Source organism: Paenarthrobacter sp. MSM-2-10-13, assembly GCF_011605365.1.
In the GTDB taxonomy this organism is placed as follows: Bacteria; Actinomycetota; Actinomycetes; order Actinomycetales; family Micrococcaceae; genus Arthrobacter.
Genome location: NZ_JAAOXO010000003.1, coordinates 174,900 through 199,380, shown reverse-complemented (window position 1 = coordinate 199,380; position 24,481 = coordinate 174,900). Strand labels below are relative to the sequence as shown.

Below are 24,481 nucleotides of genomic sequence, written 5' to 3'. Positions count from 1 at the left end.
TGGTGCGCACCCTTTCGCGCCGATCGCAGCCGTAACCTCTGGTGCGCCTGGCGTAAAAGGGTGCGCCCTGGGGAACGTGGGGTGCGCCGGGCGGGAACGGGTGCGCAGAAGAGGGCAGGCCGGGGTCCGACACAGCCCGGCCTTCCCCATCGAGGCCGCCCTGATGGGGTTCGGCGCAGCCGTCCTTGTGGGCGCACTCGCCGGAGCCATTCCTGCGCTCGTGGCGGTGCGTGTCAAGGTCATTGACGCGATCCGGTTCTGACCTCCTCGGTAAGCCTGCCCTGCTGAAGCCGGAAGCAACGCTCGGTTTTCCGGGCCAGGCTGCGGTCGTGCGTGACTACCAGGATGGTGGTGTTGTGATCGCGGCTCAGGGAGCTCAACAGTTCAATGATGTGCTCACCGGTTTGCTCATCCAGGTTTCCGGTGGGCTCATCGGCGAGGATCAGCTTGGGCTCGTTGGCCAAAGCCCGGGCAATCGCCACACGCTGCTGCTCCCCGCCGGACAATCGGTTGGTGCGGCGTGAGTGCTTCTCCGGGTCCAACTGCACCTGCTCCAAAAGCTCTTTGGCCCGCTGCAGCCTGGCCGCTTTGCGGACACCGGCGAACTCCATGGGCAGCATCACGTTGTCCACTGCGCTGAGGTTGGGGATCAGGTTGAACTGCTGGAAAACAAATCCGATGTCCCGGCGGCGATACTCGGTCAGCTTGCCGTCCGGCAGACCGGCCAGGCTGACGCCATCCACGACGACGTCCCCTGAGGTGGGTTTGTCCAGCGCACCCAGGAGGGACAACAGTGTGCTTTTGCCGCTGCCGCTCTTGCCCACAATGGATGCCAGCGAGCCCTTTTCAAGCTCAAAATTCACGCCGTTGACGGGTTTGATGGTCCTGTCACCGGACTTGAACTGACGGACCAGATCCTTGACTACAATCACGGCTATTCTCCTCGGAGTACTTCGATGGGACGGATGCGGGCGGTCAGCAATGCCGGGACCAACGCGCCGATGATGGCTACTGCGAACACGGCTGCGATACCTGCCGCGAGGACCCCGGGGGAGACGCTCGCTGTCACGGAGGTCAGCAACTGTGAGGCTCCACCGAACGGCCCGCCCTGGCCACCGCCCATCCCGCCACTGGGCATCCCGCCGGGGACTGCGCCGTTGGGCATGGCGCCTGCGAGCCCGCCGCCACGCTGGGTGGTGGGCGCCGCCGTCGTGGTGCTGTTCGAACTGATGAGGGCCGAAGCTATACCGCCGCTGGCCAGTGAAGCAATCACGGCACCCACAACGCTGCCGAGGGCAACCAGGACCAACGACTCAAGGACGAACTGCAACCCGATGGTACGGTCCCGGGCACCGATGGCTTTCAGGACGCCGATTTCGCGGCGGCGCTCGCGGACCAGCATGACCATGATGAGCAGGATGATGATCCCGGCAGTGGCCAGTGCCGCGATGAACGCGATCAGCGAGATGTTTTTGACGCTGTCCAGTGAGCTGACGGCGGTTTCGAGGTTGCGCTGACCTTGGGTGACGTCTGCTTTGTCCGTGCCGAGGGCGTCCTGGACGGCAGTTTTGGTGCTGTCCACGTTTTCCATGCTGTTGACCGTGACGATCATGGTTGAGAGTTCATCCGGGGTCTCGGCCAGTGTTTGGGCTTCCGGGAGGGTCACGTAGACGGCGTTGTTGCCGAACGTGGTTCCGGCGTCGAAAATGCCCGCCACGGTGAACGTCTTGTCCTGGATGGTGAATGTGGAGCCCACCATCAGGCTGTTCTTCTCAGCCAGGGACGTGCCTACCAAGGCCTTCGCCTCCGACGCCGCGTAGTCTCCCAGGCCGGTGCCGCTGGTGATGTCCAGGGCCTTGCCGGTGGTGTCCACCTCGGCGCCGATGCCCGTCGCCGTGATCGGGAGCGTGCGTGCAGGCTGGGTGGTGGTTCCGGTTGAACCGCTGGCGTTGTTGCGGTTGCCGAGCGTACCGGCGTCGACGGCGGCCGTCAGGTTGGTACTGACCGTCGCCTGCTGCCCGCCGGGACCGAAGCCACCGCCCGGGCCGGCCTGCTGCGTGGTTTCGGTGGTAGCCGTGGTCGCCGTCTGCAGACGAAGGGCCTTGGTACCAACCACCGATGTCACATTGGCGACCGAAGCCGCAGTCTCAGCCTCCGCCGTCGTGAGTGGTTCACCGCCGCCTTCAAAGCCTTGGCCACCAGCTGGATTCACCGTCAGGGTGGTGCCCACGGAGGCATTGAGATCCTGAACCTTGGCACCCACGGCTTGGTTGGCCACGAGCATGGCCAACGCCAGGCCGATGGCTACGGCCAAGACGGCAACAACCGCCACCGTTCTGATCTTGTTGCGGAAGGCATTACCTACACTTCGGGCAAGGACGCTCACATTTCTCCTCTTGACCTGCACATTTGGTGGGCCCACTGGACGTGGGCTGCAGATCCAAGACTCGTAAGTGCTGCTGTGCGGCAAGCCTGCCGAAGCTATGCGTGGGCTGTGAAAGGTGGAGGGCAAGCGAAAGCCCCGGCCCGCCAATGGCGGACCGGGGCTTGAGGTGTTACTTGATAATCAGTTACTTGGTGAGCGGGCCAAGTACCGGATCGTCAACGTAAGCCGTCTTGACGTTCTCCAGAGTCACGATCTGCGGCGGGAGAAGGTAAGCCGGGACGGTCTTGACGCCGTTGTTGTAGGATTCCTTGTCGTTGATCTCCAGTTCCTTGCCGGCCTGGAGGTCCTTCACCATGGTGATGGCGTGCTCAACGAGCTTGCGGGTGTCCTTGTTGATGGTGGAGTACTGCTCGCCGGCGATGATCGACTTCACAGACTCAACTTCGGAGTCCTGGCCGGTTACGATGGGGAGCGGCTTGCCGGCGGCCTTGACGGACGTCAGGACTGCGCGGGCCAGGGTGTCGTTCGGGGAGAGAACGCCGTCCAGGGACGCGCTGCCGTAGCTGCCGGTGAGCAGCGTGTCAGCACGACGCTGGGCGTTCTCAGCCTTCCAGCCCTGGGTCACAGCCTGCTCGAACGTGGTCTGGCCGGACAGGACCTTGAGGGTTCCGTCGTCGATCTTCGGCTTCAGGACGCTCATGGCGCCGTCAAAGAAGACCTTCGCGTTGGCGTCATCGGGAGAGCCGGCGAAGAGCTCAATGTTGTACGGACCGGACGCCTTCTTGGCCTTCATGCCGTTCAACAGGGCCTCGCCCTGAAGGACACCTACCTTGAAGTTGTCGTACGCCACGTAGTAGTCCACGTTCTCGGTGTTGAGAAGCAGGCGGTCGTAAGCGATCACTGTGGCGCCGGAGTCCTTGGCCTGCTGGAGCTGCGTACCCAGCTGGGCGCCGTCGATGGCTCCTACAATGATGACCTTTGCACCCTTGGTGACCATGGCGCTGATCTGGTTCTGCTGCTCGGATACGCCGCCGTTGGCGAACTGGACGTCGGCCTTGAAGCCGGCGCCGGTGAGGCCATCATTGAACAGCTTCTCCGCGAGGACCCAGTTTTCGCTGGTCTTCTGCGGAAGTGCGACGCCGATCAGCGAGTCCTTGGGGAACGCTTCCCCGCCTGCCGTGCTGGTGCTTGAGCCGCTGTCAGTGCGGCCGCAGGCTGTCAGCGCCAGTGCCGCGATGGCAGCGACTGCTGCTGCCTTTCCTGCTTTACCAAACATTCGCATATCTTGGTTCACTTTCTGTGTGGGTGGGGTGGAGCGAGTCGTGGGGAAGCGGTTTACGCTTCCTTGGAGATGACCTCTTTGGTGGACGTGGTTTCGTCCGGCTTGATCTCGTTGTTGTTTCGCTGGAATCCCTTGATCAGCATGCCCGTGATGGACCGCTTGCCCTGGGACTTGTTGTAGACATCGAAGGCGACTGCGGCCAGGAGCACCAGGCCCTTGATGATCTGGGTGAGGTCGGCGCCAACACCCAGGAGCTGGAGGCCGTTGTTGAGGACAGCCATGACCAGGCCACCTACAATCGAGCCGATCACGGTGCCAACACCACCGGTAACGGCGGCGCCACCGATGAAGACGGCTGCAATGGCATCCAGTTCCCAACCGACGCCGTCGAACGGGCCGGAAGCAGTGGAGCGGGCAACGAAGATCATGCCTGCCAGGCCAGCCAGGATGGACATGTTCATCATCACCATGAAGTTGACCTTCTTGGACTGAACGCCGGACAGCTCGGCTGCGTGGCGGTTACCACCCACGGCGTAGACGTGACGGCCAAGGACCGTCTTGTCAGCGATGAATCCGTAGATGAGCACAAGAACGGCCAGGATCAGGCCGGGGATGGGGAAGGACGTTCCGGGGCGGCCGGTGGCGAACAGGTACGTTGCGTAGAGGATGGCACCGCAGATCAGGACCAGCTTGGTGACCTCTACCCAGAGCTCGGGGACGTCGGCGCCAAGGGCCTTTGCTGCTGCACGGGCACGCAGGGACATGATCACAACGAAGGCTGCCGCCACAATTCCGATGAGCAGTGTGAGGTTGTTGAATCCGGTGTTCGGGCCGATCTCGGGCAGGTAACCGGAACCAATGAACTGGAATTCCTTGGACACCGGGATGGTGTTGGATTTGCCCACGAACTGGTTGAAGCCACGGAACAGGAGCATGCCGGCCAAGGTCACGATGAAGGCCGGGATGCCCACATACGCTGTCCAAAGTCCCTGCCAGGCGCCGATCACCGCGCCCAGAAGCAGGCCGAAGAGCACCCCTGCCCACCAAGGCAGGCCCCAGTCCCGCATGGCGAGGGCAACCGATACGCCCACGAATGCGGCCACGGAACCCACCGAGAGGTCGATGTGGCCGGCGATGATGACCAGCACCATGCCAATAGCCAGGATCAGGATGTAGGAGTTGCCGTTGAACAGGTTGATCACGTTGCCCGGGGTCAACGTGCGGCCCCCGGTGAAGATCTGGAAGAAGACGATAAGTGCCACCAGGGCGAAGATCATGCCGAACTGGCGGGTATTGCCACCAAATAGCTTCTTGAGCGCGTTCATTGTTTTGGTCCTTGTGTCAGGAAGGGGTAAGGCTGGGCCAACGGTCAGGCTGTCTTGCGGGCGGAAGTCATGAGCTTCATGAGGCTTTCCTGGGTTGCTTCGTTCTTTTCCAGGACACCGGTGATGGCGCCTTCAAAAATGGTGTAGATCCGATCGGACAGGCCCAGGAGCTCAGGAAGCTCCGAGGAAATGACAATCACTCCCTTGCCCTGGTTGGCAAGCCTCTGGATGATGCCGTAGATCTCGTACTTGGCACCAACATCGATACCGCGGGTGGGCTCATCCAGGATCAGGAGGTCCGGATCAGTGAACATCCACTTGGCCAGCACCACCTTCTGCTGATTACCGCCGGAGAGCTTGGCAACGCCTTCCTCAACCGAGGGAGTCTTTGTCCGCAGGGATTTCCGGTATTCCTCTGCAACGGAGAATTCCTTGCGGGTGTCCACCACGGAGTAGTTGCTGATCTTGTCCAGCGCTGCCGACACTGTGGTGGTCTTGATGTCATCCAGCAGGTTCAGGCCCAAGGACTTGCGGTCCTCGGTGACGTAACCGAGTCCGGCGTCGATCGCTGAACGGACGCTGCGGAGGTTGACTGCCTTGCCGTCCTTGTACACCTGCCCCTTGATGAAGCGTCCGTAGGAGTGGCCGAACAGGGAACGGGCAAGTTCCGTGCGTCCGGCGCCCATGAGACCTGCGAAGCCAACGATTTCGCCGCGGCGGACGTAGAAGTTGGAGCCTTTGCAGATCAGGCGGTCCTGAATCTGGGGGTGACCCACGGTCCAGTCCTTGACCTCGAAGAAGACTTCACCGATTTTCGGCTCGTGATCCGGGAAGCGGGACTCGAGCGTCCGGCCCACCATCCCCTTGATGATGCGGTCCTCGTCCACACCATCCCGCTTGACGTTCAGGGTTTCGATCGACTTGCCGTCGCGGATGATGGTGATCTCGTCCGCGATCTGTTCAATCTCGTTGAGCTTGTGGGAAATGATGATCGAGGTGATGCCCTTGCCCTTCAGGCCAAGGATCAGGTCCAGCAGGTGCTGGGAGTCGGATTCGTTCAGTGCCGCCGTGGGCTCGTCCAGGATCAGGAGCTTCACGGATTTGTTCAGTGCCTTGGCGATCTCCACCAGCTGCTGCTTGCCGACGCCGATTTCCTTGATGGGGGTATCGGGATCCTCACGAAGGCCAACGCGGGCCAGGAGTTCGAGGGAACGCTTGCGGGCTTCCGCCCAGTCAATGACGCCCCATTTGGTGGGTTCGTTGCCCAGGAAGATGTTCTCCATGATGGACAATTCCGGGATCAACGCCAGTTCCTGGTGGATGATCACGATGCCCGCGGCTTCGCTTGCGCGGATGTCCTTGAACTGCTGCGTCTGGGCCTGGTACACGATGTCGCCTGTGTAGCTGCCGTAGGGGTAGACGCCGGACAGGACCTTCATGAGCGTGGATTTGCCGGCGCCGTTCTCACCGCAGATGGCGTGGATTTCGCCGGCCATCACGCGCAGGCTCACATTCGACAAGGCCTTCACGCCTGGGAATTCCTTCGTGATCGAGCGCATCTCCAAGAGGATGGGATCACCTTGCGTGTCGAGGGATGTCATCAGCCCTTACGCCTCCAATGCATGACTTCGTTGTCGGCCCCGCAATGGCGAGGCTGTCTGATGAAAAAGTAAACTGGATCACCCGTCTTGTCGTCAAGACTTGAACGCATGATCCAGCTAACGATTTCGTTACCTACCGGTAATGCCGGCGTGTTGGAACACCAAAGCAGCTGCTCCCAGCGCTTCTGCACGTGCCCCGAGGGAGGACATGGCCAGGTGCGTCGTCTCGCCCACCACGGGCACCGCGTGGCGCACCAGGCCCCTCCGGATGGGGTCCAGGAGGAGGTCGCCCAGGCCCGCCAACGGGCCGCCCACCACAATGACTTCCGGGTTGATCAGATTGGAGACGTTGCCCAAGGCGCGGCCCACCGCCAGTCCGGCGTCATCCACTACGCGCTGGGTTGCGGAGTCGCCGGCGAGGCAATTACGGACAATGTCCTGCGGCGTCAGCAGTGCCTCCTGGCCGCGCCCCAATAACTCGATCATGGTGGTGGTGGACGCTATCGTTTCCAGGCAACCCCTGTTGCCGCAGCGGCACACCAGGCCGTGTTCGTGAATGGTGGCATGGCCGATTTCCCCGGTGATGCCCACGTTGCCGTAATAGGGGAATCCATTGAGAATCAGGCCTGCGCCGATGCCCGAGCCGATCTTGAGGAACATGAGGTTTGAGACTCCGCTGTGGGGGCCCCACGTCACTTCGGACAGGGCGCCCAGGTTCGCGTCGTTGTCAACAAACACGGGGCAGTTCAGTGCTTCCTCCAGCCGATGGAGGATGTCGATGCCCACCCATTCTGGGAGGATTGCTCCCTGGGCCACCGTGCCGGATCGCCGATCGATGGGGCCCGGGATGCCTGCGCCCGCGCCCACTACCGCGGTACGGTCGATCCCGTTTTCCTGCAGCAGTTTTTCCAGCAGCAGGACTGCAGCAGCAATGCCCTCTTCTGCCTGGTGACCAAGGGGTAATTCGATGTAATCCTCGGCAATGACGTGATAGCCCAGCGAGGCCAGGACTACCCGCAGGTGGCGGCGTCCGAAGTCGATTCCGACGGCGACGGCACCGTTGCTGTTCAACCGCACATTGGTTGCCCGGCGGCCGGAGCTTGTGGTGGGCTCCGTTGATACCAGACCGGCGTCCTGCATGATTTTGACGATGTTGGAAACCGTTGCCGTGGATAGCCCGGTCTGCCGCGAGAGCTCTGCTTGCGTGGAGGGCCCGCTCAGCAGGCATTCGATGATGCGTTGCTGATTGAGGTGGCGCAGTGCGGACTGCGAGCCGGGTTTTCTTGGATGGCTCTTCGTTGAGCGCTGCGTTGCGGACATGACAAGAAGATTGCCCCACAAGCGAGCTTGTAGTCAAGAAGTGAACACAAGGAGTCAATCATTGCCGACATACTCCAACGCAAGAACACTTGACATGTACCCGTTGTGAGGCCCGCTATGCAGGGTAATACCACGCTTTTGGGTGCAGAGCGGGCCTCACAACGGGAGGTCGGGGGCAATGTGACCCGATTTTGCCACCGGCGGGTCCAAACGCCCGGCCCTTGATACCCGGGCGCGGCCTACGCTTGAAGAAGAAACCCCGGGCCTGTGTGAGGTAGCCGGGAACAGGCGAAACCAAGGTGGTAATGATGCTGCTCTCAGTCCTGCAGGCGAACGCTTCCGTCATGGACGTTGAGGCGAACCTGCGCACAATCGACGACGCCGCGCAGCGCGCCGCCCACGCGGGGGCCGGGTTGCTCTTGACTCCAGAGTTGTTCCCCGTGGGATATGCCCCTCTGCGTCTGCACACCGAATTGGACCCTGCCACGCTCCCGGGCATACGTGAACGTTTGGCCGGCATCGCCCGCAGGCACAACATTGGCTTGGTCTACAGCCTTCCGGCCCCGGCTCAGGATGCACCAGGTCACGACGACGGCGCACAGCCCCCTCGCGCTGAAGGCGCTTGGAACATCACGGCTACTTTGCTGGACGCCACAGGCAACGAAGTCCTCAACTACGCAAAGGTTCACCTCTTTGGCCCGGAGGAGCACAAGGCGTTCGTGGCCGCCCAAGAACCTCCCGCCGTCGTGGATTTCAACGGGATCCGCACCTCCATGCTGATCTGCTACGACGTCGAGTTCCCTGAGGCAGTCCGCGCGGCGGCCACCCGCGGCGCCGAACTCCTCCTGGTGCCAACAGCCCTTTCTGCCGGATTCGACAACGTTCCGCAGGTGCTCATCCGCGCCCGTGCGCTGGAAAGCCAGCTGAACGTGGCCTACGCCAACCACTCCGGCCATGAGGACGTGTACAACTTCCTGGGCGGCAGTGTGGTGGCAGGTCCGGATGGTTCCTTGCTGGCGGCGGCGGGGGAGTCGGCCGCCCTGCTGTTCGCCGAGGTGGGTACAGACTCAGTCAAGGCAGCTCGCGATGAGGTCCCGTACCTGCGCGAACGCCGGCCGGAACTGTATAAGGAGTGGGAGCACTAGGTGGTGCTGCCGACATCAACAGGAAGCGCCGCCACCAACTCGTCCACATACTGCAGCGCGAACCAGAGCTCGGCCCGCACTTGCGCCTGATTGAGGTCCATGTCCAGAAGTTCCCCCAGCACGCCGATCTGCCGCCGCACACTGTTCCTGTGCAATCCCAGCAGCTTGGCGGAACCGTCCCAACTGCCGTTTTCACTGAGCCAACCCCGCAACACCGTCAACAGTGGGTCCCGCCGATCAGCTTCCAATGCGAGTATGGGCGCCAGGAGTCGTTCGGCCAGGAGGGTCCCGGCTTCGCGCCCCAAAAGTCCGGCGACGGACCAAGTCACCTCGTCCACACGTGCGCTCTTGCCGGTTGTCACCACGCGGCTGCGCAGGGAGTCCGCACGTTTGTAGGCTGCCTGGAGCCCGAGAAGTTCGGTCGCTTCGCCAATTACCAGCCGCCAGCCGAGTTTCTCAACATCGGAGACTAGCGAATCGTCCACCTTGAAGCGCGTGATCGCAGCGAAACCGTAGTCGGTGATCTCCACCAGTTTGGTGTCGAAAAGCCTGCGCCATTGCAGCAGCTCACGAACAGGCCCGTCGTCCGCGGCGCCGTCCACCCTGATGCCCAGGACCACCCTCAGTTGCCCGGACCTGGTGGAGGATATGCTCTGGGCCAGTAAGTCCTTGAGACCGTTGACGTGCTTGGTTGAGCCGGAGGCCAGCGAGTCAGGATGCAGCAGGACCGCGGTAGCCAGTTGACTTGGGGCCAGCGAGCCACTGGTCCTTTGCCGAAACAGCAGCTCCAACAGCCCAACGGCCGACTGCACCACGTTGTTCTGGGCGGGCGTCAGCGGCCCATCCGAGCCGAGAATCAGTGCGCCCAGGTTGGCGTCCTTGGTGCTGCGCAGCGGATGCCCGAACACCAGTGCCGAACCTGGCTGCTCAAAACCGTCCATCTCCACCCGCGGACCGCTGCCGGACAGCAACCGCTCCAACATGGGGGAGAGCAATGAATGTTCGACGCCGTTGCTGCCGCCGGCATTATGCCCGCGCGCCCGGACCCGCCCGTCAGCGCCCACCAGAACAGCCCACACGGGCACCCTCTGCACCAAGGCGGCCAGCAGTTCGTGTTCCGGCCTGGGGGAGAGGACCGCCCGCATGAGTTGCCGGTTGGTCTCTGCCAGCTGCCGGAAAACCCTGGCGTTGTCGGTCTCCAAGAGTTGTGAGAATTCCAGGCCGATGGCGGCGAACGGCACGGACTCCGGTACTTCGAACAGGGTGAGGTTGTGCTTCCGGCAGGCGTCGAGCAAGACGTCCGGGACGGCGTCGAAATACGGCCTGATACCGAACCCCAGCGCCGCAACCTTGGCTTCCACCAGCCGCTGGACATAGGCATCCACCTTGGCCGCCGAGCCGCCCTTCCCAAGGAAAGGCAACCCGGCGGTGAGGAGGAACTCACCCTCCGGCAGGTACGGTGTGGGGTCTTCGAGCTCACTCGGTTCCACCCACCGCAACAGCGAGGCGCCGCTGCCGCCGTCGTGAAGCATTGTCAACTCCGGCGGCAGCTGCTCCAGAAACTGTTCGAGCGTGACGAAACTGAGGCGGGCGGTGGCGGGCTCAGGCGACATTGCCCTGCCCGGCGGTGGCCGGCTCCTGGTAGTCGGGGCACTGGTAAGCGGTAGTTGCGTAAGCGCGGGGGAGCCGGGGCGCGATCCTGTTGATGATCTCGTCGCCGTGGCTGCCGATCGCGGCACCCCAATCGTCGGCGCTCGCCGCCCCGTCTGCCGGATCGCCAAACAACACCGCGGTGTCACCCACGCCGATTCCCAAAGCGTCCGGGCCAAGATCCACCATGAACTGGTCCATGCACACTTTGCCGATGACCGGCACCCGTCGGCCCCCAATGTTCACCACCGAACGGCCGCTGATGCCCTTGGGGATGCCGTCCGCGTATCCGAGCGGAATGAGCCCGAGGTACCGCGGTTCGTAGGTGATCGCTTGGTGCTCGTAGCTGACGCCGGTGCCGGCGGGGACCTTCTTGACCATCACCAGGGGCGCCGTCACGCTCAGTGCCGGACGCAAGCCGAAATCGGCCGGGTTCAGGTGGTCGGCCGGAGCGAGTCCGTAGATGGCCAGCCCGGCGCGGACCATGTCGAAGTGGAATTCGGGGCGGTCCAGGATGTTCGCGGAGCTGGAGACGTGCCGGAGTTCGGGGTTAAGGCCGGCTTCGTGTGCCTGGCGGACGGCGTCCTCAAACTCGGCTACCGCCGTGGCATTTCCCGGGTGCGCAGGAACATCGGCCCAGGCCAAGTGCGTCCACAGGCCGCGTACGGAAAGGTTGCCGTCGAGCTCAGCCTGCCTGGCCTGCGCCACGAGTTCAGGCCAATCCTCCTTGCGTGCACCGCCGCGGCTTAGTCCGCTGTCCAGTTCCAGATGCACGACGGCGGGGCGGCCCAGGCGTTGGGCGATACCTGCGAGCGCCTCCAGTTGGCTGACGCTTCCGAGGGAGACATCGATGTCGTTTTCCAGTGCTTCAAGGATGGTGGCGCTTGTCTGGGATGCTAGATACAGCCAGGAGAGTATAGGCACTGTGATGCCTGCCTGCCTCAGCGTTATGGCCTCGCTGAGCTGGGCTGTCCCAAGCCAGTCCGCGCCTGCGTCTATTGCTGTTCGTGCTACTTCAACTAGTCCGTGGCCGTAGGCGTTGCCCTTGACCACGGCCATGAAATACGGCGCCTTGCTGCGCTTTTTCAGGGCTCTGACATTCTCTGAAATGGCGGTCAGGTCAACGTTGACCTGTCCGGACAAAGCCGCCGGAGCCGCCTCTTGATAGTGTGCATTACGTCTCATGGTTGAACACTATAGGTCATTTTGCACCACGGTGAGAGGTGGCTCACATGCCAGTCTTGTGGAGGGGAAATCGAAACTACTTTGAAGGGACGTCAAGGGTGACTGTGCCTGTGAACACTAAAAACCCGGCAGCGGCAAGCACTGCCAGGCCGAGCCTGGGTGCGCAGCTCCTGCGCCGCAAGCCGATCGGACAGATGGTCAGCGAGGCTGGAAGCGGCGAGGGCGGAACACCGCTGGTCCGCAGCTTCGGAGTTCTCCAGCTGACCATGATCAGCGTTGGTGCCACGCTGGGCACCGGCATTCTGGTGATCCTTGGCGAGTCCGTGCCGCTGGCAGGACCTGCCATCTGGATTTCCTTCGTGATCGCCGGTGTGGCTGCGCTGCTCTCCGCCGTGTCCTACGCCGAAATGGCCGGGCTGGTTCCGGTGGCAGGCTCGTCCTACTCCTACTCCTACGCCACCATGGGCGAAGGCATGGCCTGGATCTGCGGCTGGTGCCTGGTGCTGGAATACGCCGTTTCTGTGGCGGCCGTTGCTGTCGGCGCCGGGCAATACGTGAACGAGACCCTCGCCGCGTTCGGTCAGGTCCTGCCCGATGCCATGAGCCAGCCGCCAGGAGACGGGGGCTTGGTGAACGTACCGGCCATGGTGATCGTAGTCCTGGCGATGGTTCTGCTGGTCCGGGGTGCCCGCGAGAGCGCATGGATCAACACCGCCATTGTCATCATCAAGGTGGGCATCCTGATCTTCTTCTGCGCCGTCGCCTTCACCGCTTTCAACGCAGGCAACTTCGAGCCGCTGCTGCCCATGGGTGCTGCCGGTGTTTCCGCCGCAGCGTCCAGCGTCTTCTTCTCCTACATCGGGTTTGACGCCGCCTCCACAGCTGGTGAGGAAGCCCGGAACCCCAAGCGTGACCTGCCCCGGGCCATCATGCTCTCCATGGTGATCGTCACCAGCATCTACGTCCTGGTTGCTGTAGCAGCCATCGGCGCCCGCCCCTGGAACTGGTTCGACGGTACCGAAGCTGCCTTGGTACAGATCCTTCACGAGATCACCGGCCAGCCCTGGATCGCCTTGGTGTTCTCTGTCGGCGCTGTGCTTGCGATCGCAAGCATCGTACTTACGGTGCTTTACGGCCAAACGCGCATCATGCTCTCCATGTCCCGCGACGGAATGGTGCCCAAAATCTTTGGCCGCGTTTCCCGCCGAACCGGCACCCCGGTGGCCGGCACGCTGATCATAGGTACCGCCGTCGCCCTCACCGCAGGCCTGGTGCCGCTTGGTGCGCTGGCGGACGCCACCAGCATCGGCACGCTCTTTGCCTTCGCCCTGGTCAATGTGGCCGTCATCTACCTGCGCCGCAACCGCCCCGATCTTGAGCGGAGCTTCCGGGTTCCGCTGTACCCGATCACACCGATCCTGGGCACGCTGATGTGTGCGTATCTGATGCTCAACCTCGGCGCCGACACGTGGATCACCTTCGGGGTCTGGATGCTCGTGGGCATCGCCATCTACTTCGGCTATGGACGCCGAAACTCCAAAGTAGCCGCGCTCAGCGAGCAGGACTACCGTGATCTAACCACCAGGGCCGTGAGCCCGGAACCTGTGAAAGCAGACAACTCATGACCATTGCCACAGAACTCCCTCTCGCCGAGGCCACTTCGGGTGAGGCCTCCGCTGCCCCCATCACCATGTTGAACCCGGACTTCCCTTTCAGCTACGACCATTACCTGGCACACCCCGACGGGTTGGGCTCAGTCCCCGAGGAGCTGTACGGAACGGAAGTGGCCATCATCGGTGCCGGCCTGTCCGGGCTGGTGACCGCGTACGAACTCATGAAGCTTGGCCTCAAGCCGGTCATCTACGAGGCCGACCAGATCGGTGGACGTCTGCGGACTGCCAGCTTCCCGTCTGCTCCCGGTGTTGTGGCCGACCTTGGCGGCATGCGCTTCCCGGTGTCCGGCAAGGCCTTCTACCACTACGTGGACCTGCTGGGCCTGGATACCAACGAGTTCCCCAATCCTATGGCGCCGGCAACTTCTTCCACCGTGATTGAACTCGCGGGCAAGAAGCACTACGCCACCACGGCTGATGAGCTGCCGGAGTTCTTCCTCGAAGTGGCCGACGCCTGGAAGGCAGCCGTGAACGATGGCGCGGCCTTCGCCGAAATGCAGGAAGCCATCAAGGCCCGCGACACCAAGCGGATCAAGGAACTGTGGAACGCACTCCTTCCAGAGTTGGATGAGCAGACCTTCTATGGCTTCATCGCCGCCAGCAAGTCCTTCAAGGAAGCCGGCTTTGCGCACCGCGAGGCGTTCGGCCAAGTGGGGTTCGGCACCGGCGGCTGGGACACCGACTTCCCCAACTCCATCCTCGAAATCCTCCGCGTCGTGTACACCGACGCCGACGACCAGCACCGCTCCATCGCGGGAGGGGCGCAAAGGCTCCCCGAGGCACTCTGGAACCACGCGCCGTCGGGCCTTAGATACTGGCCGGAAGGCACCTCGCTCGCGTCCCTGCACTCCGGTTCGCCGCGCGGAGCCGTGGACAACATCCGCCGGGCGGAGAACGGCGACCTCCTGGTCCGCGAAAACTGGGGGCGCGAGGCCACGTACCAGGCCGTAGTGACCACCTGCCAGTCCTGGCTGCTGTCCACACGCATCCACACCGAGGAAGCGCTGTTCCCTGCAGAACTGTGGACGGCGATCGAGCGCTCGCACTACATGCAGTCTTCCAAGACATTCGTCATGGTGGACCGGCCGTTCTGGAAGGACATCGACCCGGAAACGGGCCGCGAAGTCCTGTCCATGACGCTCACCGACCGCCTCAACCGGGCGACGTATTTGCTCGACGACGGCCCGGACAAGCCCGCCGTGATGCTCCTGTCCTACACATGGAATGATGACGCCCTGAAGTGGTTGGCCCTGAGCGCCGAGGAACGCGTGAAGCTCATGCTGCACTCGCTGGAGCAGATCTACCCGGGCGTGGACATTGCCAGCCACATTGTGGGGCAGCCGATCACCGTGTCTTGGGAAGCCGACCCCAACTTCATGGGCGCCTTCAAGGCAAACCTGCCCGGCCATTACCGGTACCAGCAGAGGCTCTTCACCCACTTCAAGCAGGACCAGCTGCCGGAGCACCAGCGCGGCATCTTCCTCGCTGGCGACGACGTGTCCTTTACCGCGGGCTGGGCAGAGGGCGCCGTGACCACTGGCCTTAACGCCGTGTGGGGAGTGGTGAACCACCTCGGTGGCACGTCCGCTGCCGGCAACCCCGGACCGGGAGACCTGCTGGACGAGCTCGGCCCCATCTCCCTGGACTAGTCTCTTACGTTGCGGGGCCCGCTCTGCACACTAAACCCCCGGGTTAGTGCGCAGAGCGGGCCCCGCATTTCGACTTTAGGCGTGCATGTCCCGGTGCGCAGCAGCGAGCTCCTTGTAGTGCGCGGCGTTGTGCTTCACGCCCTCGAACTCTTCATCAGTCAGCTCCCGGCGGACCTTCGCGGGCACGCCTGCCACTAGGGATCGCGGGGGAATGACTGTGCCTTCCAGAACCACCGCCCCGGCAGCAATGAGCGAGCCTGATCCGATCACCGCGCCGTTGAGGATGGTTGCACTCATGCCGATCAGGCAGTCGTCCTCCACAGTGCACCCATGGACCACCGCGCTGTGCCCTACAGAAACGCGCTCGCCGACTGTGCAGGGAAAACCGGGGTCGGCATGCAGGACTACGTTGTCCTGCAGGTTGGACCCCGCGCCCACACTGATCGCAGCTGTATCTGCGCGGACGGAGACGCCATAGAAGGCGCTGGAGTCCTGGGCCAACGTGGCCTTGCCGATGATGGATGCGGTGGGCGCCACGAAGGCGGATTCATGGATGGCCGGAGTGTCCCCGGCGAAAGTGTATGAGGGAGCCATAAAGCCAGCCTAAGTCACCCCCGCACCCAACTGAGTCGCAGCAGAGCGCGTTATGAGGGCTCAAAACGCGCTCAGCTGCGAGCTAGTTGGGTGAGGGGGTGCGGAGGACCAGGAACTGGTAGTGCTGATTCCACTGACCCGCGCCGGGACCGGACTCCACGCCCACACCCTCGGGCCAGGTCCGGAAGTGCTCCACCGCGCCGTGTTCGCCAAAAATCCGCTGCACGGTTTCGTCGCTACGGCGGCTGAAGAAACGCCGCGGTTCCTCCAAGTCCTCGGGGTTCAGGACCTCGCAATCCTCCCCTGACCAGAGTCCGACGGCGATCGGCGCACCAGGTGCGGTGACCCGCACAAGTTCACGGACGACGTCGTGTATCCGGGTGTTGGGCACATGAAGCAGGGTGCTCATGGACCATGCCGCCGGGAAAACGGAAGAGGCAAAGGGCAGGTCCCGCCCACTGGCAACCGACACGTCAAGACCGTGGGAGCGGGCAAGACGAATACTCTCCGGGGACAGGTCAACTCCGGTGTAATGCAGCCCGGCGCGGACAAACTCCACACCCTCTACACCGGTTCCGCAGCCCAACTCGAACACCGAGTGCCGGTGCTCGGCCTTCAAGAGACGAATGAACCACTCCCGGGAGTCAACCCTGTGAGGGGTCAGCGCGCGGGTATTCCGGACGGGCGCCTGCCGGTCGTAGAAGACAGCCAGGTCAGCCTCGTGGTCGGCGTCATGGATGCCCCGCATACACCCAGCATAGGAGCGGTGCTAGTTGAACACCACGGTGCGGGTGCCGTCCAGGAGAACCCGGTGTTCGGCGTGCCACTGGACCGCCTGAGCCAGCGTGCGGCCCTCCACATCGCGGCCCATCTGGACGAACTGGGCGGCCGTGCGGGCGTGGTCAACGCGGATGACTTCCTGCTCGATGATCGGACCCTCGTCGAGGTCTGCGGTCACATAGTGGGCCGTCGCACCGATGATCTTCACGCCGCGCGCATGGGCTTGGTGGTACGGCTTGGCGCCCTTGAATGAGGGGAGGAACGAGTGGTGGATATTGATGGCCTTACCGTTCAGTTCCGTGCACAGATCGTTGGAGAGCACCTGCATGTAGCGTGCCAGGACGGTGAGTTCAGCATCGTGTCCGGCGATCAGTTTCAGCAGCTGAGCCTCGGCCTGCGGCTTGGTTTCGGGGGTCACCGGAATGTGGTGGAACGGGATGCCGTAGAACTCTGCCAACGGCTCAAGGTCACGGTGATTGGACACGATGGCCGGAACGTCAATAGGCAAGGTGCCGGTGCGCTGCTGGAACAACAGATCGTTGAGGCAGTGTGCGTCTTTGGAGCACAGGATGATGGTGCGGACCTTTTCGCCAACAGGGTTGATCTGCCAGGTCATTCCGAAGGATTCGGCCACCGGCTTCAGTGCGGCCGTCAGTTCCGCCTGGGAGTTCGACGTCGTTGCCTCCACGCGCATGAAAAAGTTGCCGGTGCTGGGGCTTCCGTACTGCTGGGAGTCGGCAATATTGCAGCCGGCCTCAAGCAATGCTCCCGCGACGGCATGGACGATGCCGGGGCGGTCGGGGCAGGAGAGTGTTACAACGAAAGCGGTGGAGTCAGTCACACGATCAAGCCTACCTGTGCCGCGTTGTTGTACTGTTAACGGGTCGCAACTGGCGTTGGGTGGACTACCACCAGGGAGCGGCAATCATGAAGACCACGGATCGTACGCCTGGGCCGAGGGTCATGTCTTACCGCTGCACGCACGTGACCGATCCCTCCGTCAAAAAAGGGGACGCGGGAATGCTGCTGCCGGTAGCCTGACCTGTAGCACCACCCGTTGCCTAGCCAGGAGAATTCCGTGACTACCACAACCACTTCCGCGTCTGTCAGCAACCAGTCGCTCGCCGATCTCGATCCCGAGATTGCAGCAGTCCTCAACCAGGAACTTGGCCGCCAGCGCGGCACCCTGGAAATGATCGCATCGGAGAACTTCGCTCCCCGCGCCGTCATGGAAGCCCAGGGCTCCGTCCTGACCAACAAGTACGCCGAGGGCTACCCGGGCCGCCGCTACTACGGCGGTTGTGAGTACGTCGACGTCGCCGAGCAGCTTGCGATCGACCGCGTCAAGGAACTCTTCGGCGCTGAGTACGCGAACGTCCAGCCGCACTCCGGTGCGCAGGCAAACGCTGCTGCGCTGTCCGCGATGATCACCCCGGGCGACAAGATCCTGGGCCTGTCCCTTGCACACGGTGGACACCTGACCCACGGCATGAAGCTCAACTTCTCCGGCAAGCTCTACAACGTAGCTGCCTACCAGGTTGAGGAGGACAACTTCCGGATCGACATGGACAAGCTGCGCGAGCAGGCCATTGCCGAGAAGCCGCAGGTCATCATTGCCGGTTGGTCCGCATACCCCCGCCAGCTGGACTTCGCTGCCTTCCGCTCCATCGCTGACGAAGTCGGCGCGCTCCTCTGGACGGACATGGCGCACTTTGCCGGCCTGGTTGCAGCAGGACTGCACCCCAACCCGGTGCCGTACTCCGACGTCGTCACCTCCACGGTCCACAAGACCCTGGCCGGCCCCCGTTCCGGTGTGATCCTTGGCAAGCAGGAGTGGGCCAAGAAGCTCAACTCCAGCGTCTTCCCCGGCCAGCAGGGCGGGCCGCTCATGCACGTGATCGCCGCCAAGGCTGTTGCTTTCAAGATCGCCGGCGGCGAAGAGTTCAAGGAGCGCCAGGAGCGTGTCCTCGAAGGTGCCAGGATCATCGCTGATCGCCTGAACCAGTCCGATGTTGCCGAGGCCGGCGTCTCTGTCCTCACCGGCGGTACCGACGTTCACCTGGTCCTGGTGGACCTGCGCAACTCGCAGCTGGACGGTCAGCAGGCAGAAGACCTCCTGCACTCGGTGGGCATCACCGTGAACCGCAACGCTGTTCCGTTCGACCCCCGCCCGCCGATGGTCACCTCCGGCCTCCGCATCGGCACCCCCGCCCTGGCTACCCGCGGATTCGGTGCAACCGAGTTCACCGAGGTTGCCGAGATCATCGCTACGGCGCTCAAGGCAGGTTCCTCAGCCGACGTCGAAAGCCTCCAGGCCCGCGTCGACAAACTAGCCGCTGACTTCCCGCTGTACCCGCAGCACGAGCAGTGGTAACCCGCGCTCCCGCGGATCAACAAGCAATACCCGGTCATTGAACCGGAGCCGACGGGATCCGCCGCCACACCTACGGCGGCGGGTCCCGTTGGCATGAGCCACCTATGAGGCTTCCCCACACAGGTCACCCACCAGAAAGAGCAGATGGAATGACACAGTCCACCGCACAGATCCTCGATGGCAAGGCCACCGCCGCAGCCATCAAGGCAGAACTGACCACTCGCGTTTCCGTCCTGGCCGCCAAGGGAATCGTGCCCGGCCTGGGCACCATCCTGGTGGGCTCGGACCCCGGCAGCACCTGGTACGTCGGCGGCAAGCACAAGGACTGCGCCGAGGTTGGCATCCAGTCCATCCGCCGAGACCTCCCCGAAGACATCTCCCAGGAGGACCTCCTGGAGGTTGTCCGTGAGCTCAACGACAACCCGGAATGCACCGGCTACATCGTCCAGTTGCCCCTTCCCAAGCACATTGACCAGGACGTCATCCTGGAAGCCATGGACCCGGATAAGGACGCCGACGGACTGCACCCCATGAACCTTGGCCGCCTGGTGGCCAATGTGAACGGCGAGATGAAGTCCCCGCTGCCCTGCACGCCCAAGGGCTGTGTGGAGTTGCTGCGGCGCCACAACATCGAACTCAAGGGCAAGCGTGTCCTGGTGGTTGGCCGCGGCGTCACCATCGGCCGCCCCATCGGTCTGCTGCTGACACGCAAGGAAGTCAACGCCACGGTGATCCTGGCCCACACCGGCACGGTGGACCTGCCCGCGGAACTCAAGCAGGCCGACGTCGTGATTGCCGCCGCCGGAGTGCCGCACATGATCAAGGCTGAAGACCTCAAGCCGGGCGCAGTAGTGCTCGACGTCGGCGTCAGCCGTGTGGACGACGGCAACGGTAAGGCTGTTGTCACCGGAGATGTGGACCCGGCAGCTGCCGACGTCGCCGCCTGGCTGTCCCCGAACCCGGGTGGTGTGGGTCCGATGACCCGCGCCATGCTGCTTGCGAATGTTGTGGAGAGCGCTGAGCGTCAGGCTGGCATCGCCTAAATTCATTCGTTCTAAATGAGAGGGCTCTTGCCAAATATCTGCAAGAGCCCTTTCACATGTCAGTGGGTGCTACTAGTCTGCTGAGGGTGCACAATGAAGCAACCCGCTCTCCTACACCGTCGCCAACACCGTCAGAATCGTCGCAAGTCAGCTTCGACATGAACCGACCCACCGTCATCAGCGCGCGGAATCTCACCAAGGCTTACGGTGACCTCACCGCCGTGGACAACATCTCCTTCGACGTACCGGCGGGGGAGTCCTTCGGGCTGCTGGGCCCCAACGGCGCGGGCAAGTCCACCACCATGAAAATGATCGGCGGCGTCTCCCAGCGCACCTCAGGATCGCTCACCATCATGGGCCTGGACCCCGAATCCCACGGCCCTGAGGTGAGGGCGCACTTGGGCGTCGTCCCGCAGCAGGACAATCTGGATGAAGAACTCAAAGTCCGCGAAAACCTGATCGTCTACGGGCGATACTTCGGCCTGCCCCTGAGCTACCTGCGGCCCAAAGCGGACGAGCTCCTGGAATTCGCGCAGCTGACGGACAAAGCCAATTCCAAGGTGGACGCCCTCTCCGGTGGCATGAAGCGCCGCCTCACCATCGCCCGTTCCCTCATCAACGAGCCACGGATCCTCCTGCTGGATGAGCCCACCACAGGCCTGGATCCCCAAGCCCGCCACATTCTCTGGGACCGGCTGTTCCGGCTCAAGGAAAGTGGTGTGACGCTCATCCTCACTACGCATTACATGGATGAGGCCGAGCAACTGTGCGACCGCCTGATCGTGGTGGACAAAGGCCGCATCATGGCCGAAGGCTCCCCGGCCAACCTCATCCGTGCACACTCGTCGCGCGAAGTACTGGAGCTTAGGTTCGGGTCCGAGCGGAACGCGACAATCGGCGTCGAACTTCACGGCATCGGTGAGCGGCTGGAGACGCTGCCTGACCGGGTGCTGATTTACGCGCATGACGGCGAGGCCGCCCTGGAGCAGGTCACTGCGCGTGGGCTGCGGCCAATGACATCGTTGGTGCGCCGCTCGTCGCTGGAGGACGTGTTCCTGCGGCTGACGGGGAGGAGCCTTGTTGACTAGCGGCACCGACAAACCGATCACGACGGCGGAGCGTCCCTTGCGAGCCCACTCACCTGAGGTTTCGGCTGCCAGGGCGCGACGCTGGGGTTCGTTCTTCTACGCGGAGCAGGTCCTCCGTGTCATGCGGAACTACGGCTGGTCCGTAGTCCTGTATAGCGTGGGCCAGCCGGTGGCGTACCTCTTCGCCATGGGAGTCGGTCTCGCCAGCTTGGTGGATGCCAACAGCGAGGCCGCGTTCGGTGGCGTCAGCTACCTGGAGTTCGTGGCTCCGGCCCTATTGGTCTCAGCGGCAGTGATGACCGCGTCCGGAGAATTTTCCTACCCCATCATGGATGGCTTTAAATGGCGCCGCGTGTTCTACGGTCCACATGCCTCGCCACTGATTCCGCAGCAGATTGCCAGCGGCCACATCATGGCCAGCACGGTGAGGTTCCTGCTGCAGTCGGTGGTCTACTTCGTGGTGGTGGCACTGTTTGGGGCTTCACCCAGCCCATGGGGTTGGGTGGCAGCCATCGTGGCCACGGTGGCGGCGTTGTCCTTCGGGCTCCCGCTCATGGCTTATGCGGCCAGCATCAAACAGGACAAAGGGCAGTTCGCCTTGGTGCAGCGCTTCATCGTGATGCCGCTGTTCCTGTTCTCGGGGACATTCTTTCCGCTGGATTCCCTGCCGGTAGCGGTCCGCTGGATCGGCTGGATTTCACCGGTATGGCATGGAACTGAGCTGGGCAGGGTATTCACCTACGGGATGGACCAGAACCCGCTGTTGACCATCACCCACGTGGTGTACCTGGTGGCGACGGCAACGGTGGGCTGGGTTCTGGTGCGCCGCCAGTTTGTGAAAAGGATGGGTTCATGAGTGTCCTGACAGGTGGCCACAGCGCCACCGACCTTGCCCGCGAACGTAAGTTCGGTTCGCTGTACTCGCGCAATGCGAAGGCTGTTGTGGGTCGTGGGCTCATGGCGGCCAAGAGCAGTACGTGGCTGGTGATGGTCTCCGGATTCTTCGAACCTGTGCTGTTCCTGCTTGCCATGGGTGTGGGCATGGGCTCGATTGTGGGAACGGTTCAGGGCCCGGGTGGTGAGGAAATCAGCTACGCCGCCTACATTGCCCCGGCACTGTTGGCCGTCTCCGCCATGAATGGGGCCATTTACGACTCGACGTGGAATGTCTTCTTCAAGATGAACTTCGCCAAGCTGTACCAAGGGATGCTCTACACCTCCTTGGGGCCACTTGACGTGGCGATCGGCGAGATTTTCCTGGCCCTCCTTCGGGGGCTGTTGTACGCCACGGGATTCACCGCTGTCATGGGAGTGATGGGACTGATTACCACCTGGTGGGCCATCCTGGTCATTCCAGCCTCGGTGTTGATCGCCTTCGGCTTCGCGAGCTTCGGGATGGGTATCACCAGCTTCATGAAGACCTTCCAGCAGATGGACTGGATCAACTTCTTCCTGCTGCCCATGTTCCTTTTCAGTGCCACCTTTTACCCGCTCAGCGTGTACCCGCAGGTCATCCAGTGGTTCATTCAGGCCATGCCCCTGTGGCACGGAGTGGAGCTGCTGCGGCAGATCAGCGTGGGCTCGTTCAGCCCGGCCACGGCCATTCATGTGGGGTATTACGTGGTGATGATCGCCCTCGGCATCATGCTGACCACGGGAAGGCTGCGCCAGCTGTTCCTCAAGTGAGGACCTTATTCGAACGAGGCCCGCCGGGGGTCGTTGGTCCTGGTCTTCCACACATCCGGTGCGTTGACTTTGAACCTTCGTCCCGTCAAAGCCCGGGGCACCAGCCGGATGTAGTTGTCCTTGGCTCCGGGTTGCCAGGGTTCAAGACCCAATGCGTTCACCTGTGCGATCTCGTCGGGGTCTGTCATGAGCTCCGTTTCGCCCCGGGCAACCACGCTCCATGCTTCCCCGCTGGGGGCATCGTACCCATCGATTTCCAGAACCCCCGGCCGGGAAGCCAATGCTCCCCACAGCTTCCTGCCAGGGCTGCTGCGGAATACGAGATGCCTTTGAAACAGCACGTAATTTACAGGGAAGATCTCCGGGTGGTCATCCACCACCAAACCAATGCGGCCGATGGTTGCAGCCGCCAGCAGGTCCCAGCAGTCATCGAATGCCAAGGTCGGGTCGCTTTGGTGCTGGGGAGAACCGGTGGTTTCCGTGGAATCTGTCATGGTTTCCTCTCATGTACGGTCGCTGAAGTATGGACTGGCACGAGGCACATTCTTACGGTTCCCGGGCAGGCCACCATCGTTGTGAATCGTTGATGACAAAACGCCGCCCTGACAACACTGTTGGTGTGATGCGGAAAAGGTGATCCTTGGTCCCGGGTTCCCAGGGCGTGAGCTCGTGGGCCGCACTTTGCTGGCTGGGGTCATCCGCGGGAATCGCTTCCGCAAGCCCCTTGGCTATCACGCTCCACGCGATGGTTCCATAGGCGTTGAAGCCGTCCGCTTCCAAAGCCACAGGCTCATTGCCCAACAATGCATCCATCTTTGTCCCAGGAGCGGTACGGAGGATGAGAGTGCCGTCCTCCGGAAAATAGTTGACCGGAAAGATCTCGGGGCCGTCCCCGGTGGTCAAAGCCAAGCGCCCCAACGACGAGGAACGCAGCAGCCTCCAGCACTCGTGAACCTTGAGGATTTGTACATCTGGGCGATCTTCAACGGTGCTCATGAGGCGAGCATACCCAGAGGAAGGGCATAGCCATAGAGGGGCGCCCGCAGCGTTTGGTGGCCCTTGGAGCCCTTGTTCGCCGTCCGTGGAAGCGGACAGGGCACCGTTGCTCATTTGAGAGAATGGGTACATGCAATCTCTCGGTGACCCGCACCCGTCCACGTCTCCCGCCGGCAAAGGCATCTTCAAGGGCTTCCGCATCGGTGGCCTGGGGATGACAGTTGTCATCATTGCCTTCCTGGTGGCCGTCATCTTCGCGGCCAACCAGAATGACGTGGTGGGCTGGGTTGTTGCTGTCATCGCTTTCGGCTGGCTGGCTTTGGCAACGTTTGTGGTGGTGAGTATTCGCAAGGCCGCGCAGCGGGCCGGTGCCAAGTTGACCGAAGCGCAAAATGCGTTCAATGCCGCAGCCGGCCGCGCGCCGTCGTCGTCCGCTGCTGACAGTGGAGGCACGCGCGTTGTTGCCGAACGCAGCAAAGCTGATGAGGTGCGGGACCTCAAACTGGACCATTCATTCAAGATTGTCCAGGTGCAGGTCCGCGTGGTGGATGAGGAACGGGCCAAAGGCGCAACGGCGGACCAGGACACCATCAACCGTGCGCTGGAAACCATTGCCATTACGGCGACGAATGCGCGGGACATGATCAAGTCTTCCGGCGGCTCGGACGAGCCCGTGGCCGGCACCATCATCGACTAGAGTGGAC

General features: G+C 62.7%; 22 protein-coding genes and 1 pseudogene. 10 read left to right on the top strand and 13 right to left on the bottom strand.

Annotation, left to right across the window (positions count from 1 at the left end; genetic code table 11):
- Positions 1 to 118 precede the first annotated feature (118 nt).
- A pseudogene (locus tag HAV21_RS22190) lies at positions 119 to 262 on the top strand (ABC transporter permease); the annotation flags it as partial.
- Here the strand turns inward: HAV21_RS22190 and HAV21_RS09270 are convergent.
- The 6 genes from HAV21_RS09270 to HAV21_RS09245 form a co-directional block, all read right to left on the bottom strand.
- Positions 240 to 932 carry an ABC transporter ATP-binding protein gene (locus tag HAV21_RS09270; RefSeq protein ID WP_166841475.1) on the bottom strand — a complete coding sequence of 231 codons (693 nt, stop codon included), beginning with the start codon at positions 930 to 932 and terminating at the stop codon, positions 240 to 242. The pseudogene HAV21_RS22190 and the gene HAV21_RS09270 overlap by 23 nt on opposite strands.
- 2 nt (positions 933 to 934) lie before the next feature.
- Positions 935 to 2,386 carry an FtsX-like permease family protein gene (locus HAV21_RS09265; protein WP_166841474.1) on the bottom strand — a complete coding sequence of 484 codons (1,452 nt, stop codon included), beginning with the start codon at positions 2,384 to 2,386 and terminating at the stop codon, positions 935 to 937.
- Between the two features lie 184 nt (positions 2,387 to 2,570).
- Complete coding sequence (locus tag HAV21_RS09260) at positions 2,571 to 3,668, bottom strand: sugar-binding protein (RefSeq protein ID WP_142939949.1); 1,098 nt, start codon at positions 3,666 to 3,668, stop codon at positions 2,571 to 2,573.
- A 53-nt stretch (positions 3,669 to 3,721) separates the two neighbouring features.
- The gene (gene mmsB, locus HAV21_RS09255; RefSeq protein ID WP_024820035.1) at positions 3,722 to 4,993 is read right to left on the bottom strand and encodes a multiple monosaccharide ABC transporter permease; all 1,272 of its coding nucleotides are present in this window, start codon (positions 4,991 to 4,993) and stop codon (positions 3,722 to 3,724) included.
- Between the two features lie 44 nt (positions 4,994 to 5,037).
- Positions 5,038 to 6,594, bottom strand: coding sequence for a multiple monosaccharide ABC transporter ATP-binding protein (gene mmsA, locus HAV21_RS09250; protein WP_142939948.1), 1,557 nt, complete (start codon positions 6,592 to 6,594; stop codon positions 5,038 to 5,040).
- 129 nt (positions 6,595 to 6,723) lie between these two features.
- Entirely contained in the window at positions 6,724 to 7,914 is a 1,191-nt protein-coding gene (locus HAV21_RS09245) for an ROK family transcriptional regulator (RefSeq protein ID WP_142939947.1), read from the bottom strand.
- 305 nt (positions 7,915 to 8,219) lie between these two features.
- Here HAV21_RS09245 and HAV21_RS09240 point away from each other — a divergent pair, with 305 nt between their 5' ends.
- Positions 8,220 to 9,059: a carbon-nitrogen hydrolase family protein gene (locus HAV21_RS09240; protein WP_166841473.1), complete on the top strand. Its 840-nt coding sequence runs from the start codon at positions 8,220 to 8,222 to the stop codon at positions 9,057 to 9,059.
- Here HAV21_RS09240 and HAV21_RS09235 read toward each other — a convergent pair.
- Together HAV21_RS09235 and alr are read right to left on the bottom strand one after the other, a co-directional pair.
- Complete coding sequence (locus tag HAV21_RS09235; RefSeq protein ID WP_166841472.1) at positions 9,056 to 10,672, bottom strand: PucR family transcriptional regulator; 1,617 nt, start codon at positions 10,670 to 10,672, stop codon at positions 9,056 to 9,058. The two genes, HAV21_RS09240 and HAV21_RS09235, sit on opposite strands and share 4 nt — an antisense overlap.
- Entirely contained in the window at positions 10,662 to 11,894 is a 1,233-nt protein-coding gene (gene alr / locus HAV21_RS09230) for an alanine racemase (RefSeq protein ID WP_166841471.1), read from the bottom strand. Before alr ends, HAV21_RS09235 begins: the two co-directional genes overlap by 11 nt.
- Positions 11,895 to 12,088: 194 nt before the next feature.
- Between alr and HAV21_RS09225 the strand changes: the two genes are divergently transcribed.
- Entirely contained in the window at positions 12,089 to 13,519 is a 1,431-nt protein-coding gene (locus HAV21_RS09225) for an amino acid permease (protein WP_223942604.1), read from the top strand.
- Complete coding sequence (locus tag HAV21_RS09220) at positions 13,516 to 15,216, top strand: NAD(P)/FAD-dependent oxidoreductase (RefSeq protein ID WP_208096514.1); 1,701 nt, start codon at positions 13,516 to 13,518, stop codon at positions 15,214 to 15,216. Before HAV21_RS09225 ends, HAV21_RS09220 begins: the two co-directional genes overlap by 4 nt.
- Before the next feature lie 75 nt (positions 15,217 to 15,291).
- Here HAV21_RS09220 and HAV21_RS09215 read toward each other — a convergent pair whose 3' ends face one another.
- The 3 genes from HAV21_RS09215 to purU form a co-directional block, all read right to left on the bottom strand.
- Positions 15,292 to 15,810: a gamma carbonic anhydrase family protein gene (locus tag HAV21_RS09215; RefSeq protein ID WP_166841469.1), complete on the bottom strand. Its 519-nt coding sequence runs from the start codon at positions 15,808 to 15,810 to the stop codon at positions 15,292 to 15,294.
- 82 nt (positions 15,811 to 15,892) lie between these two features.
- Positions 15,893 to 16,558, bottom strand: coding sequence for a class I SAM-dependent methyltransferase (locus HAV21_RS09210; RefSeq protein ID WP_166841468.1), 666 nt, complete (start codon positions 16,556 to 16,558; stop codon positions 15,893 to 15,895).
- 21 nt (positions 16,559 to 16,579) lie between these two features.
- Positions 16,580 to 17,431, bottom strand: a complete 852-nt coding sequence (gene purU, locus HAV21_RS09205; protein ID WP_166841467.1) for a formyltetrahydrofolate deformylase — start codon at positions 17,429 to 17,431, stop codon at positions 16,580 to 16,582.
- Between the two features lie 237 nt (positions 17,432 to 17,668).
- On the opposite strand from purU, the gene glyA reads away from it, so the two are divergent.
- The 5 genes from glyA (at position 17,669) to HAV21_RS09180 (ending at position 22,781) form a co-directional block, all read left to right on the top strand.
- Complete coding sequence (gene glyA, locus HAV21_RS09200; RefSeq protein WP_142939938.1) at positions 17,669 to 18,964, top strand: serine hydroxymethyltransferase; 1,296 nt, start codon at positions 17,669 to 17,671, stop codon at positions 18,962 to 18,964.
- A gap of 149 nt (positions 18,965 to 19,113) precedes the next feature.
- On the top strand, positions 19,114 to 20,007 hold the full coding sequence (locus HAV21_RS09195; RefSeq protein WP_011773960.1) for a bifunctional methylenetetrahydrofolate dehydrogenase/methenyltetrahydrofolate cyclohydrolase: 894 nt from the start codon (positions 19,114 to 19,116) through the stop codon (positions 20,005 to 20,007).
- 158 nt (positions 20,008 to 20,165) lie between these two features.
- Positions 20,166 to 21,095 (top strand): ABC transporter ATP-binding protein, encoded by a 930-nt coding sequence (locus tag HAV21_RS09190; RefSeq protein WP_166841466.1) that lies wholly within the window; start codon positions 20,166 to 20,168, stop codon positions 21,093 to 21,095.
- Positions 21,088 to 21,951, top strand: a complete 864-nt coding sequence (locus tag HAV21_RS09185; RefSeq protein WP_223942059.1) for an ABC transporter permease — start codon at positions 21,088 to 21,090, stop codon at positions 21,949 to 21,951. The genes HAV21_RS09190 and HAV21_RS09185 overlap by 8 nt, the downstream gene beginning before the upstream one ends.
- Positions 21,948 to 22,781 (top strand): ABC transporter permease, encoded by an 834-nt coding sequence (locus HAV21_RS09180; RefSeq protein ID WP_142939936.1) that lies wholly within the window; start codon positions 21,948 to 21,950, stop codon positions 22,779 to 22,781. Before HAV21_RS09185 ends, HAV21_RS09180 begins: the two co-directional genes overlap by 4 nt.
- Before the next feature lie 5 nt (positions 22,782 to 22,786).
- On the opposite strand, the gene HAV21_RS09175 is transcribed toward HAV21_RS09180, so the two are convergent.
- Entirely contained in the window at positions 22,787 to 23,275 is a 489-nt protein-coding gene (locus tag HAV21_RS09175; protein ID WP_142939935.1) for a pyridoxamine 5'-phosphate oxidase family protein, read from the bottom strand.
- Between the two features lie 52 nt (positions 23,276 to 23,327).
- Positions 23,328 to 23,777, bottom strand: a complete 450-nt coding sequence (locus HAV21_RS09170; protein ID WP_142939934.1) for a pyridoxamine 5'-phosphate oxidase family protein — start codon at positions 23,775 to 23,777, stop codon at positions 23,328 to 23,330.
- Between the two features lie 130 nt (positions 23,778 to 23,907).
- Here HAV21_RS09170 and HAV21_RS09165 point away from each other — a divergent pair, with 130 nt between their 5' ends.
- Entirely contained in the window at positions 23,908 to 24,474 is a 567-nt protein-coding gene (locus tag HAV21_RS09165) for a hypothetical protein (RefSeq protein ID WP_142939933.1), read from the top strand.
- Positions 24,475 to 24,481: the final 7 nt, after the last annotated feature.